The 13434-nt window shown below is 44.7% G+C and carries 11 protein-coding genes; all 11 read left to right on the plus strand.

Translation table 11 applies throughout. The annotated features are described in order from the left end of the window. Positions 1-11 precede the first annotated feature (11 nt). The 11 genes from BLV66_RS09815 to BLV66_RS09875 all read left to right on the plus strand — a co-directional run bounded on the left by BLV66_RS09815 (position 12) and on the right by BLV66_RS09875 (position 13031). Positions 12-1547: an oligosaccharide flippase family protein gene (locus BLV66_RS09815; RefSeq protein ID WP_086985922.1), complete on the plus strand. Its 1536-nt coding sequence runs from the start codon at positions 12-14 to the stop codon at positions 1545-1547. A 37-nt stretch (positions 1548-1584) separates the two neighbouring features. Beyond that, positions 1585-2436 (plus strand): glycosyltransferase family 2 protein, encoded by an 852-nt coding sequence (locus BLV66_RS09820; RefSeq protein ID WP_218131833.1) that lies wholly within the window; start codon positions 1585-1587, stop codon positions 2434-2436. A 77-nt stretch (positions 2437-2513) separates the two neighbouring features. Continuing rightward, positions 2514-4334, plus strand: coding sequence for a polysaccharide biosynthesis protein (locus BLV66_RS09825; RefSeq protein ID WP_176974211.1), 1821 nt, complete (start codon positions 2514-2516; stop codon positions 4332-4334). Between the two features lie 209 nt (positions 4335-4543). Then, entirely contained in the window at positions 4544-5701 is a 1158-nt protein-coding gene (locus tag BLV66_RS09835; protein ID WP_086985924.1) for a DegT/DnrJ/EryC1/StrS family aminotransferase, read from the plus strand. Between the two features lie 177 nt (positions 5702-5878). Next, a complete protein-coding gene (locus tag BLV66_RS15795) occupies positions 5879-7588 on the plus strand; it encodes a tyrosine-protein kinase domain-containing protein (RefSeq protein WP_245826667.1) in 1710 nt (569 codons plus the stop codon). Between the two features lie 377 nt (positions 7589-7965). Then, complete coding sequence (gene map / locus BLV66_RS09850) at positions 7966-8715, plus strand: type I methionyl aminopeptidase (RefSeq protein WP_086985925.1); 750 nt, start codon at positions 7966-7968, stop codon at positions 8713-8715. 251 nt (positions 8716-8966) lie between these two features. Next, positions 8967-9707, plus strand: a complete 741-nt coding sequence (locus tag BLV66_RS09855; RefSeq protein WP_086985926.1) for a YveK family protein — start codon at positions 8967-8969, stop codon at positions 9705-9707. Positions 9708-9719: 12 nt separating this feature from the next. Further along, positions 9720-10454 carry a CpsD/CapB family tyrosine-protein kinase gene (locus BLV66_RS09860; RefSeq protein WP_086985927.1) on the plus strand — a complete coding sequence of 245 codons (735 nt, stop codon included), beginning with the start codon at positions 9720-9722 and terminating at the stop codon, positions 10452-10454. Beyond that, a complete protein-coding gene (locus BLV66_RS09865; RefSeq protein ID WP_245826668.1) occupies positions 10454-11272 on the plus strand; it encodes a tyrosine-protein phosphatase in 819 nt (272 codons plus the stop codon). Before BLV66_RS09860 ends, BLV66_RS09865 begins: the two co-directional genes overlap by 1 nt. Continuing rightward, positions 11262-11477 carry a hypothetical protein gene (locus tag BLV66_RS09870; protein WP_086985928.1) on the plus strand — a complete coding sequence of 72 codons (216 nt, stop codon included), beginning with the start codon at positions 11262-11264 and terminating at the stop codon, positions 11475-11477. Before BLV66_RS09865 ends, BLV66_RS09870 begins: the two co-directional genes overlap by 11 nt. Before the next feature lie 333 nt (positions 11478-11810). Continuing rightward, on the plus strand, positions 11811-13031 hold the full coding sequence (locus BLV66_RS09875; RefSeq protein WP_086985929.1) for an LCP family glycopolymer transferase: 1221 nt from the start codon (positions 11811-11813) through the stop codon (positions 13029-13031). The last annotated feature ends 403 nt before the right edge of the window (positions 13032-13434 follow it).

Genomic DNA, 13434 nt, shown 5'->3' on the forward strand with positions numbered 1-13434 from the left:
ATCAGTTTGTGATGGGAAAAGATACCAGCAAAAATAAAGCTTTAGCGATTAACATGATAAGCAGCGCAGTCGCTGTCGGGGTACATCTGGCGATCAGTTTCTTTTTATCCCCCTATATTGTTGCAAAGCTGGGGGTAGAGGCGAATGGTTTTGTGACGCTCGCCAGTAATTTTGTGGGCTATGCCTCCTTGATTTCGATTGCATTGAACTCGATGGCAGGTAGATTCATTACAATTAAGTTTTATCAGGATGACCTGGCTGAAGCAAATAAATATTATACGGCAGTGACACTGGGCAATTATGTTTTATCCTTGTTTATGGTCATTCCCGCCGTTCTATGTGTCATCTATCTGGAAAAGTTCATCAACATTTCCGCTGACATACTATGGGATGTAAAGCTGTTGTTTGCGCTGGTTTTCTTGAATTATCTCGTCAGAACCACTTTTTCCAGCTGGAATACAGCGACATTTGTAACAAATAAATTATACATTCAGTCCATGCGTGATATGCAGTCACAATTGATCAGGGTAGCCATTCTTTTGGGGTTATTCTTCCTGATCAAACCATATGTTTATTACATGGGGGTGGCATCGCTCATGGCGACAATCTACACGGTGGGCTACGCCTTTTACTATAAAAAGAAACTGATGCCTCAGCTTAAGGTCAGGATAGCAAGTTTCAATAAAAACTATTTTATTGAATTAATTGCTTCGGGCATATGGAATACCATCAATCAATTGGGGCTGTTGTTGTTGAGCGGGTTAGATCTGCTGATTGCCAACGTCTTTGTCGGTGCGGAAGCAATGGGCATCTTATCGTTGGGTAAGATTCTCCCAAATGTTTTGGTCCAGTTGACGACTGCATTAAAATCGGTGTTTACGCCCACCTTCATCATGAAATACGCGCAGGGTGATATCGAAGGTTTGAAGCTGGAATTGAAGAAAGCGATGAAAATAACTGGGATTATCTTAACGATTCCGCTGAGCCTCGTCATCATATTCGGCAATGAATTTTATCAGTTATGGGTCCCTTCTCAAGATGCCGGATTATTGCAAACGTTGTCGGTTCTGACAATTTTTGGGTATATCTTCACGGTTTCAACAACTGTGCTGTTCGATGTTTTTGTAGTGGTGAACAAGTTGAAAACAAATGCTATCCTGGTCGTCATTTCTGGTATAGCAAGTACGGGTCTCGTTTTTATTTTACTAGGGAACACAAATTTAGGGCTGCTTGCGATTGCCGGGGTCAGCTCTGTCGCAAACATTATACGGAATCTTTGCTTTACCGTTCCGTTCGGAGCAAAATACTTGAATCTTAAATGGAATACGTTCTTTCCTGAGGTAGGATACTCTGTGCTGAGTGTTTTGATATTGAATGCCATCGGCTACGGGATAGAAAATATAGTTGTCATCGATTCGTGGCTTAAATTAGCTGCATACGCCGCAATCACGGGAGTATTAGGATTACTGATAAACAGTTTTATTGTCCTGAACAAAACAGAGCGGAATTATTTGGTGAAAGCAGTTAAGTCTAAGGTGCATTTGTAGGGGATTCGGTAAAATGAAGCGAAAGGAATGAAGGGGAGTGAAGGAGAAGCAAGATACTTTTGATATGAATCAAGAAAGGGGTGCGACTATGGCTACGGTGAGCGTGATTATGGGGATCTATAATTGTGCGGATACCTTACCGCAATGCGTCGATTCAATCCTGGCACAAACATATCCTGACTGGGAACTGATTATGTGTGATGATTGTTCAAAGGATGATACTTATGATATAGCTTCCAAGTATGCACAAAAGTACGATAATATAGTTGTCCTTAGAAATGAAAAAAATTATAAGCTTGCCTACACCTTAAATAGGTGCCTTGCATACGCCAACGGAAAATATATAGCACGCATGGATGCCGACGATATTAGCCTCCCTACTAGATTCGAGAAGCAAGTGGCTTTTTTGGATGGCCATCCGGAATATCATGTTGTGGGGAGTTCGGTCATTGTTTTTGATGAAACGGGTGATAAACTGATCCGGAAATCGACGGAACACCCCGTTAAAGAATGCTTGAAAAAAACGGTACCCTTTACACATCCGACCATTATGATGCGCAAGGAGGTATATGATGTTTTAGGCGGTTATCAGGTGTTGAAGAGGACGAATCGATGCGAGGACAGGGATTTATGGTTTCGCTTTTTTGCTGAAGGATTCGGCGGCTATAATATTCAGGAACCTTTGCTAAAATACCATGAAAGCTTGTCGGATTATAAAAAACGGAATTTGAAGTCTGCGTGGCAAGGGGCGCAAACAAGGCTATACGGGTACCGGTTGCTACATTTTCCATTGAGCGATTACCCGTATCTGGTAAGACCGATCATATCTGCTTTGGTCCCGGATAAGGTCATGTATTATTATCAAAAGAACTTAAGGGGAAAAAGATGATTCAGCTCGATACTTCGTCAATTGGCACCTTCTTGTAGCATAGGAAAAAATAGTTTGAAGATAAGGCGGTGTGGAAAATGAGAGCGGTATCCTTTAAAGGGAAAATGGTTGTTTTGATGTTTGCCGATGTCCTCTGTATCACATTGGCAGCATTGCTCGCGTACTGGCTTCTGGAAAATTACATAGCTCTGCCGGATGGTTACTATTATGTGATGGTTGGCATCACTTGCGTCATCTATATCATTTTGGGCACATTTCGCCATATGTTTTCGAATATGCCCCATTATACGGACCTCCATGATGTAGTCTCGAATGTCCAGATTTTGTCGGTTGCCTTTTTGCTGTCAGCAGTCGTTTCAACCGGGATTTTTGACCTGGTGAGTCGGCGCTACATCCTATTGACTTATCTTTTTAGTCTATTGTTTATACCAGGGCTTCGGGTAGCTTGGCGCATTTTCCGCGAACGCAACGAGGATCTTTCCCAACAGAAAAATTCCGATGGCAGAGGGAAAGTAAGGACACTGTTGGTCGGCGCGGGGGAAGGTGGACGGCTCTTCATCTCGAGCCTGATGCACCGGCCGAATGAGATTGAGATTATCGGCATCGTCGACAGGGATGAGAAGAAGCGCAATTACCGATTGATGGGCATTCCGGTGCTAGGGAGGGAGGAAGACATCCCGAGACTGGTAGCCGAGATGGAGATCGATCAGGTGACAATTGCCATTCCGTCGCTGAAGCCTAAGGAAATGGAACGCATTTTGGATTACTGCAACCAAGTGGGCGTCACAGTCAACCAAATGCCGAAGATAGAGGACGTCATGACAGGGAAATTATCCGTCAATCGCCTACGCGATATTGACGTAGTCGATCTGTTGAGCAGAGAAGAGGTCGAACTGAATAAAGAGTTGATTTCCGAAAACCTGAAGGACAAAGATATTCTCATCAGCGGTGCGGGTGGATCAATCGGATCCGAAATTTGCCGGCAAGTAGCTAAGTTTGAACCAAGAAGCATCATTCTATTGGGGCATGGAGAAAATTCGATTTACTTGATCCATAGGGAATTAAGCCTCCTTTATGGGAAAACGATAGATATTGTCCCCGTGATTGCGGATGTGCAGGACCGCAAGCTGATTTTTGAAGTGATGGCGCGCTATCAACCGGAATATGTTTTCCATGCTGCAGCCCATAAGCACATTCCGATGATGGAGTGGAATCCTCGGGAAGCGGTCAAGAACAATATCTACGGCACCAAGAATATGGCGGAAGCAGCTAAAGCCGCTGGAGTGAAGAGTTTCGTTATGATTTCAAGTGATAAGGCAGTTCGTCCCACCAATGTGATGGGTTCAACGAAGCGGATTGCGGAAATGATTGTAACGGCGTTGAATGAGCCCGGCAAAACAAAATTTGCGGCGGTACGTTTCGGAAATGTCCTAGGCAGCCGAGGCAGCGTCATTCCCGTATTCAAAGAACAGATAGAGAAAGGTGGGCCTGTGACGGTGACCGATTTCCGTATGATCCGTTATTTCATGACCATACCGGAGGCAAGTCGTTTGGTCATCCAGGCCGGCGTGCTGGCAAATGGAGGAGAAATCTTCATCCTTGATATGGGGGAACCCGTAAAAATAGTCGATCTTGCTAAAAAGATGATTAAACTGTCAGGCTACACGGAGGGGGATATCCCAATAGTTGAAACTGGAATCCGCCCCGGAGAAAAACTCTACGAAGAGTTGTTGGCCGACGAAAGCTTGCTTGACAGCCAAGCCTACGAAAAGATATTCGTCGGGAAAGCAGCCGCTTATAAATTGGAAGATACCCTCGCTTTTGCGGACGAACTTATCCAGCTTCCTGTCGGAGAAATCCGTCAGAACCTGATTGACTATGCTTGTGAGCATCAATAATTGCCTGTCATCAAGAAAATTAATAAACCACCTAAAGAAATCTCCACCAAATACCTCGAAAGAAATCCTCAACAAACGAACAATAAAAAGAATAAACCACATGATAAACCTCTAGAGATCATTCAAAAAATCCCCCAAAAACAGCTTCGAGTATTTTTTACGAATAAGCTGTTCCTCATTCTGCTACCCACGGAAGGGAGACGGTTTTAATGACTGAAAAGAAAGAAAAGAGAATATTATTGGCTTCTCCTCATATGTCGGGGTACGAAATGAGCTATATCCAGGAGGCGTTCGATACGAACTGGATTGCTCCGTTAGGCCCGAATGTCACTGGATTCGAAAAGGAAATATGTGCCTACGCGGGCACAAACTATGCAGAGGCTCTCTCTTCCGGTACAGCTGCCATCCATTTGGCGCTGATGTATCTCGGTGTGGGAAAAGGGGATACTGTATTTTGCCCTTCCTTGACATTTTCTGCATCCGCCAATCCCATAATCTATCTGGGTGCCACACCAGTATTCATCGATTCGGAAAGGGAATCGTGGAATATGTCGCCGGCAGCTTTGGCGAAAGCCTTCGAGAAGTATCCTCATCCAAAAGCGATTGTCGTCGTGAACCTTTACGGCCAATCCGCCGATTTTGATCAGCTGAAGGCGATTGCGGACGAACATCAGGTGCCGATAGTGGAGGATGCGGCAGAAAGCCTGGGCGCCACCTACAAAGGTGTGAAAACGGGAACGATCGGGGAAATCGGCATCTACTCCTTCAACGGAAACAAAATTATCACAACGTCAGGCGGAGGTATGCTGGTGGCCCGCGAGAAGAAAATCATCGAGAAGGTTGAATTTTGGGCAACGCAGGCAAAGGAACACGCGCCCTATTATCAGCACAAGGAAATCGGCTATAATTACCGGATGAGTAACGTCGTAGCTGGCATAGGCCGAGGACAGTTGCGGGTACTGGATGAACGGATCGCCAAGAAAAAATACATCTTCGATTACTATGTGGATGCCTTTCAGGATTTAGAAGAGCTGGAAATGATGCCGATTGCGGGATACGGCGAACCGAATTACTGGCTCAGCTGCGCAACGATCAGGCCGGGAATTGAGGTGCGCCCGAAAGCACTGTTGGACTATCTGGCATCGAAAAACATTGAAGGAAGGCCAATCTGGAAACCGATGCATCTGCAGCCCGTTTTCAAAGGCGTAGATTTCTTCAGCCACAACCCGGAAGGAACAAGTGTGGCGGAAGACATATTCGCCAGAGGATTATGCTTGCCTTCGGATACGAAGATGACCGATGAGGATCTGGAAAGGGTTGTGACGCGGGTCAGCTGGTTTTTTGGTGCTGAGGCCGCGCGGAGATAAGCTGGGATTTTTGCATAAACCTATAGAGGGGATTCCTTTCTAGTGCCTTTGAATATGTGATATAATGAAAACGGATACAGATGAGTGATGTGATAAAAAGAAAAGCGATACCTTATGTGCCTATCCGCTTTCAGGAAGCTGATTTTGTCATATGCTGAACACTAGGAGGGGAATTCTATGAAGGAAGAAGATTCTTTAAAGGGTTTGTTGGCAATAATTAAGCAACGACTTGTGATGATTGTAAGCTTTGGAATCCTGGGTTTAATGCTCACAGCCGTCTATACATTTTTTATTGTCACACCTATGTATGAATCCACTACGCAATTGTTGGTCAATCGCGAAAGTGATGGCAGCACTGGCATCCAGCTCAATGATATCAATTCGAATGTCCAGATGATCAATACCTATAAGGATATCATAAAGGGTCCAATCATATTGGGAGAAGTCAAAGCAAATCTGGATCTTGACTATTCAGTCGAGCGATTGACTGAAATGGTGACAATCAGTGCGAACGAGGATTCGCAAGTGTTCTCGTTAATCGTAAGGGGACCTAATGCTGACCAAGCAGCTGGGATAGCCAATGAAATTGCAGCAACTTTTCAGAGTGAAATTATAGAGATTATGAACGTCAAAAATGTCAGCATCATTTCCACTGCAGCCGTCAATTCAAAACCCATTTCTCCGGTGGTATTAAATAATTTGTTGATTGGACTAGCATTGGGTGTTCTGCTTGGAACAGGTGTGGCTTTTCTTCGATCCGCTATGGTCAGAACCATCGATGATTATCAGTTCATTACACAAACCATCGGCTGGCCTAATCTAGGTGCCATCTCCGAGCTGAACAAGGAGGAGCGCGCGGCCATCATGGGCATGCGCAGAGAAAATGCAGCCACCTCAACGGAGAACATGAAGCGAGAACACAAAGATGTACAGAAACGGATTCCCACAGAAGTGAAGACGCAGTTGGAGGAGAAACCTGTCGTAGTTGCCGATAAGAAGGAACCGGAAAAACAGAAGAAAAGGCCATCCAATAATACAGGTGGCAGCCGCGAGCGGCTAGTCACGGTTTCCGAAATGACGAGAGAAAAAATCGGCACCATTTTGCAGAGCGAATCGGTCCAATCGGTGGATATCCGCAATGAAAGGGGGGGAATGAGGATGGCGCAGATGGTGAATAAGAAAACGAAAAAAGGCAAACAAACAAGGCGCAGCCATGGATTGATCACGTTGGCCTTGCCTAATTCCCTTGTGTCGGAACAGTTCCGTACGTTGCGGACGAACATCCAGTTCTCGATGGTGGATAAAGAATTAAAGTCGTTGGCTGTTCTCTCGGCTTCGTCATCCGCCGGTAAGTCGACGGTAGCCGCTAACTTGGCAGTGATCTTCGCGCTCCAGGGCAATCAGGTGCTGCTAGTGGATTGCGATCTGCGGCGTCCGACTGTCCACAGGGAGTTCGAACTGCCAAATAATGAAGGCTTGACGAATTTACTGGCCAATCATGCCGGCAAGGTTGTCGATGATTATCTGCAAACCTGCGAAATAGCCGGACTTTCCATCCTGACAGGCGGTCCGGTGCCTCCGAACCCGGCTGAGCTCCTCTCCAGTAACCGCATGAAGCAATTGGAAAAAGAATTGGCCGAACGTTTCGACCTCATCATCTATGATACCCCTCCACTGTTGGGATTCACAGACGCACAGATTTTGGCCGGACGCGAAGATGGGACAATCTTTGTCGTACATTACGGTGTCGACACCAAGGAGGATGTGGTAAAGGCCGCGGATTTTTTGAAGATCGTGAACGCAAATGTGTTGGGAGTCGTTTACAACCGGGCGCCTGGCGGGGCGAAGGAGCATAGCTATTATTACGGCTATCAGGATGAAGAATGATCTGTGTATTTATGTGCGTCACTATGCGTTGAAACAGGGCGATCTCGAATGAGGTCGTTTTTTTTTGGTCCAAGCGGCACTTTCGGGTCGCATGCGCCAGCTCCGGAGAAGGCATCGCTCCCCGGAGCTGGCGGGCGGGGGAAACCGCTACTCCGGTGAGGGTTCCCTCGACGGAGGAAAACCTCGAGACAGCCCCGTGCCTCCGGCGAAGCCGTCGCTGACCGGAGGAGCCGGTCCACCACACCCCCGCATACCTCAGCTCCGGCCAAGTTGCTGAGCGGGCAGGAATTTCATCAAAGGATGAAAATTATTTAGTCATCCCACGCATTTCATGTATAATGAAAAAGAATACTTTATAGGAAGAGGATAGAATAAATATGATAACTTTAAAATCTGAACGCGAAATTCAAGCTATGGAAGAGTCAGGTGCAATTTTGGCGGGAGTCCATGAGGAATTGCGCGGTTTCATCAAGCCGGGATTGACTACGATGGAAATCAACAACTTTGTGCAGTCGCGCATCGAAGCGGCTGGCGCCATCTGCGAACAAATCGGTTTCGAGGGTTACGAGTTTGCGACTTGCACGAGCGTCAACGACGAAATCTGCCACGGCTTCCCGGGAAAATATGTGCTGAAAGACGGCGATCTGATCAAGGTAGATACGGTCGTGAACTACAACGGTGCCATGTCCGATTCATGTTGGAGCTATGTGGTCGGCGAGGCTACACTTGAAGTCAAACATTTGATGGAAGTGACTGAGAAAGCATTGTATCTGGGTATCGAGCAGGCGAAAGCAGGCAACCGTGTCGGCGACATCGGCCATGCGATCCAGACTTACGTCGAAAGCGAAGGCTTCTCAGTCGTCCGCGAGTTCATCGGCCATGGTATCGGACCAACGATGCACGAAAGTCCGTCCATTCCGCATTACGGTGATGCCGGTAAGGGTCTGCGCCTGAAGGAAGGCATGACAATCACGATCGAGCCGATGGTCAACACAGGCGTTTGGAAGTCCAAAATGGATGACAATGGCTGGACTGCCCGCACAAAAGATGGCGGTTTGAGCTGCCAGTTTGAGCACACGATTGCAATCACTAAAGAAGGCGCTAGAGTATTGACGCAACAAAAATAATAAAAATATCTATAAATTTACAGACGGGAATAAATTATTTTCTTGTAAACAAAATCAGCATACTTAATTATTAAGTATGCGCGAGATTGATTTTGTCTGAAAATTTCACCAAAAATTCCAATAAGAATAATTATAGTTATTTCAAAAATGGTATAGTACAATATTTTATACTGGGAAATCTCGCATCAAGGATTTTTTTGTATAAATTGGTTATTTTTGCCATTCATAAGCTTGTAATCAGGAGGGAAATCATGGAAGAAGAAATATCATTAGGTGAAATATTTGCAATATTGAAGCAACGTCTCGGTTCAATCATCGTATGGAGTATGGCTGGACTGTTGTTAGCTGCACTTTATACATTCTTTTTTGTGATACCGACATACCAATCTACTTCAAAAATCGTGGTTAACCAGACACAAAATGCGGAACAGGCAATCACGAATACAGATATCCAGACAAACTTGAGTCTGATTAATACGTATCAAGGTATCATCAAAGAACCAATCATTTTGGAAGATGTTATTGCTAAAACCAATTCTGATTTGACTATTTCGGAGTTGCGCGATCAATTGACTGTCCAAACCGAAGACACTTCCTTGGTCTTTGGTATCACGATAACAGATGAAAATCCGTTTAAAGCAGCTGAATTGGCGAATGCGACTGCTGCTTCTTTCGAAGAGAAAATCGGCAGCATCTTGGACGTGAATAGCGTGACGATCTTATCTCAAGCAGTGGCGAATCCGATTCCTGTTTCCCCGAACACTCCGATGAACCTTGTGCTTGGTTTGTTGGTCGGCCTGATGATCGGTGTTGGGCTTGCATTTCTTGCTGAGTTTATGGACAAGACGGTCAAAGATGAAAAATTCATCGAACAGTTGGGCTGGCCGAATTTGGGATCTGTCCTGTTGATGTCTGACGAAGATTTGGCATCCACACGTTTTATACAGGCAACACCTGACGTAAAATCGCGTAAAGCGAAAAGACGCATATAGGAGGGATCATACATGTTTAAATCAAGCAGAAAAAAAATCAAGCAATTAGATAGCCAACAGCGTAAAGGTCTCAGTTTGATTTCAAAATTGCGGCCGAAATCCGTTATTGCCGAACAGTATCGGACAATCCGTACAAATATACAATTCTCTATGGTCGATCGCGATGTGAAATCCATCGTTATGACATCATCAGGTCCATGGGAAGGTAAATCAACGACATCCGCAAACTTGGCATCTGTTTTTACCGACCAAGGGAAACGCGTGCTGTTGGTCGATGCAGGTTTACGCAAACCGACTGTGCAACGCACTTTTGGGTTGAGCAATGTTGAGGGCTTGACGACACTTTTAAGCGAACCCGATAGAAAAATTGACGAGGTCATTCAACACGTGACTGGAACAGAATTGCACGCGTTGACAAGTGGACCGATTCCTCCGAATCCATCCGAGTTGTTGAACTCAAACCGTATGAATGGATTAATGAAACGATTCGAAGAGATGTATGATATCATCATTTATGATATGCCCCCTGTGACATCGGTGACTGACGCACAGATCATGGCAGCAAAATCGGACGGCGTTGTGTTCGTAATCCGTCATGGCGTCGCAAAAAAAGATTCTGTCTTGAACGCGAAAGAGTTATTGGAAATGGTGAATGCGAACATATTGGGCGTGGTGTTCAATGGAGTAGAAAAGAAAACAGATTATTCCTACTACGGATATGGTTATACAAATGAGGGTGAAGCGTAGTGATTGATCTTCATTGTCATCTGTTGCCTGGCGTCGATGATGGAGCTCGAACATTGGATGATTCCTTGGCGATGGCCCAACTAGCCGTTTCCGAAGGGATCTCCCACATCCTTGTGACACCGCATCATAACAACGGCAAATATTTGAACCCAAAAGAAGCTGTTCTGGAAGCTACGGCGGCCTTGCAGTCGGAATTGGATGACCGAGGTATCGGTCTGAAAATTTTCCCCGGACAAGAACTCCGTATCAACGGAGAAATCCTGGAAGATATCGAGAAAGGGGACATTTTATTCATCGACGATGAAGAACATTATTTGTTGATTGAATTCCCGACCATGTCGATACCACATTATGCAGAGTCATTATTTTTTAAACTACGACAAAAAGGCATCACGCCGGTCATCGTGCATCCCGAACGGAATCAGGCGATCATGGATGATCCAAATATATTGCTTCCTTTTATTGAAAGGGGCGCATTGGCGCAAGTTACAGCGAGCAGCTATGTTGGTGCCTTCGGTAAAGATGTCGCGAAGCTCAGCCACCAACTGATTGAAGCAAATCTGGTCCACGTAATCGCATCTGATGCACACAATGTACGTGGGCGGGGCTTCCACTATAAAAAAGCTTTCACACAGCTGGAGGCGGATTTTGGTTCAGAGCAAGTGGCTTATTTCCATCAAAATGCAAAAAATTTGCTGAATGGGGATGTTGTCCATACGGAACCCCCTGTTGAAGTTAGCACGAAACGGAAACGAATTGCAATACTATCAAAAGTCAAGAAGAGTTTCTTAACAGGAATGCGTCGAAATGACTCTTGATTTATCAAGAAAACAAAAAGCGATTATTTTGAATATGCTTGATGGCCAACTCAGAAAGAATAATCTGTTAGTCGATAAAATATTCGTCGGAAATGCCACAACGTATGACCGCCAACAGGTCTTGAAATTTGTTGAATCGCTCGATTGTTTGGGACATGATACGCTTCATGATGAAGTGATTGCTTTCGCAAATGAATATGTGTAAAGCCTAAGTTCGGGGAACAAAGAAATTTGTTCTTCGGGCTTTTTTTTCAAATAATCACGATTACTTAATAATTTGAATTGTTTCGGTTGTGTTACTTATTCCCCAAGCATCTTGATTGTTCATCAGTTTATTGATAATATTATTAAGATTCTATGACAAGTGCCCTCGCATAGACAGGTGGGCTTCTTTTTGCATGGACTGAGAGATTTTATATAGTTATGTTCAATAAAATACTTGATGAAAGAGTATTGCAGGCATGGTCAGAACAGGAGCATTCCTGCCTGACAATAGTTACATGCACTAATATTCATTCAAAAGAAAGAGGAACGCATAATGAATGAAACCAGAAAAAGCAAGCAAGGGAGAAAAAGATTATGGAGGGTGATCTTTTCCATTCTGTTGATTGTGATGGTAGGCGCCGTGGCATACTTATTCAAGGCTTATTCCGATATCGGCAGTACGGCCGAGTCGATTTACACCTCAGTCAATGTAAATGAAATGCGGGAAGAAGAGATTGAAGTCGAGACGGCAACACAGCCGATTTCGTTCTTGTTGTTGGGTGCCGATACAGGCTCTGCTGAAGAGGAACGAACCGAAACGGGCCGCAGCGACACGATCATCGTCTGCACAGTGAACCCCAACACGAAGACGACAACACTTTTGAGCATCCCGCGCGATAGTTATGCAGAAATCGTTGGCTACAGTGACCTGTACGATTACTACGGTGATTACTACGACAAGATGAACCATGCTTATGCGTTTGGCGGCACGGAAATGTCAATCAACACGGTCCAGGAATTTTTGAATGTCCCGATCGATTACTACGTTGAAGTGAACTTTGATGGACTAGTCGACATCGTTGATGCTGTTGGTGGAATTGAAGTCACAAGTCCGCTGACGTTTGATTTCTATGGACCACAATTCATTGAAGGTGAAACGCGCACATTTACTGGATTTGAGGCACTGCAATTCGCACGTATGCGTAAGCAGGATCCGGAAGGCGACCTGGGTAGGCAGAAACGCCAACAGATGGTCATCAAGGCTATTTTGGACAAAGTCTTGACGATGGGAACGGTCGTGAACTACAAAAATATCTTGGCAACTCTAGAAGACAACGTTCAATTGAATATGTCATTGGACGAAATTCTTTCGATCGCCAGCGGTTACCGCAAGTCCATGGAGACTTTCCAGCAGTTCTACGTTGAAGGACAAGAAGTCTATATCGATGAGATATACTACTATTACGTGAATCCGGAAGAACGTTTGCGTCTGTCGAATATCTTACGAGCTGAATTGGAATTACCTGAAGTGACACTTGAAGATATTTCAACCTCCGTCAACGAGCCTTCTTTCGAAACACAACAGTATGAGACGGATTCGTCCTATACCGATACGACGTATGATTCGTCAACATACGGTCAAAGCGATGTTTATACGCCCAATTATTCCGATCCGTATTCTGAAGAAACTTACACAGAAGACTCTTCCTATGAAGAACCGGATGTTTACTACGAAGAGGATCCTTACGCATCAACCTATGATTCAAGTTATTAAGAACAAACATTCGGGAACACAGTTTCAACTGAGACTGTGTTTTTTTATAGTTATCAGGAAAGTATAAAATTTTTCAGCTGTGGAGATATTTCTTAAGGATTTCGCTTATATCATATACGACGGTGATATCGTGATGTTTGGTTATCAGGATAAACGGACAAATACAGAAGAAACAGAGATTATGCTTGCGAAAGAAGTCGTTAAGGAGATCCAATCAAAGATGAAGCGGCTATTGTTAAACATTTCGACTGCATTAAAACTCCCATTACAGCTTCGTGGATGGTATTGAAATGAACCGGGTTCAAGAGGTGCTGGAAACAGGACTGGAATTGCAATGAGAGCAAAAAGACGAGATCAGTTATCTTGTCTTTTTTGTTGCAATCAGATTGCCCCTTTTCTCCGA

It is taken from the genome of Trichococcus collinsii (assembly GCF_900107505.1).
Classification (GTDB): domain Bacteria; phylum Bacillota; class Bacilli; order Lactobacillales; family Aerococcaceae; genus Trichococcus; species Trichococcus collinsii.

Excerpts from the sequence above, each read along its gene's own strand:
- map (WP_086985925.1), top strand. The coding sequence starts at position 7,966 with ATGATAACTTTAAAATCTGAACGCGAAATTCAAGCTATGGAAGAGTCA.
- BLV66_RS09815 (WP_086985922.1), top strand. The coding sequence starts at position 12 with ATGGGAAAAGATACCAGCAAAAATAAAGCTTTAGCGATTAACATGATA.
- BLV66_RS09855 (WP_086985926.1), top strand. The coding sequence starts at position 8,967 with ATGGAAGAAGAAATATCATTAGGTGAAATATTTGCAATATTGAAGCAA.
- BLV66_RS09835 (WP_086985924.1), top strand. The coding sequence starts at position 4,544 with ATGACTGAAAAGAAAGAAAAGAGAATATTATTGGCTTCTCCTCATATG.
- BLV66_RS09870 (WP_086985928.1), top strand. The coding sequence starts at position 11,262 with ATGACTCTTGATTTATCAAGAAAACAAAAAGCGATTATTTTGAATATG.
- BLV66_RS15795 (WP_245826667.1), top strand. The coding sequence starts at position 5,879 with ATGAAGGAAGAAGATTCTTTAAAGGGTTTGTTGGCAATAATTAAGCAA.
- BLV66_RS09875 (WP_086985929.1), top strand. The coding sequence starts at position 11,811 with ATGAATGAAACCAGAAAAAGCAAGCAAGGGAGAAAAAGATTATGGAGG.
- BLV66_RS09825 (WP_176974211.1), top strand. The coding sequence starts at position 2,514 with ATGAGAGCGGTATCCTTTAAAGGGAAAATGGTTGTTTTGATGTTTGCC.
- BLV66_RS09860 (WP_086985927.1), top strand. The coding sequence starts at position 9,720 with ATGTTTAAATCAAGCAGAAAAAAAATCAAGCAATTAGATAGCCAACAG.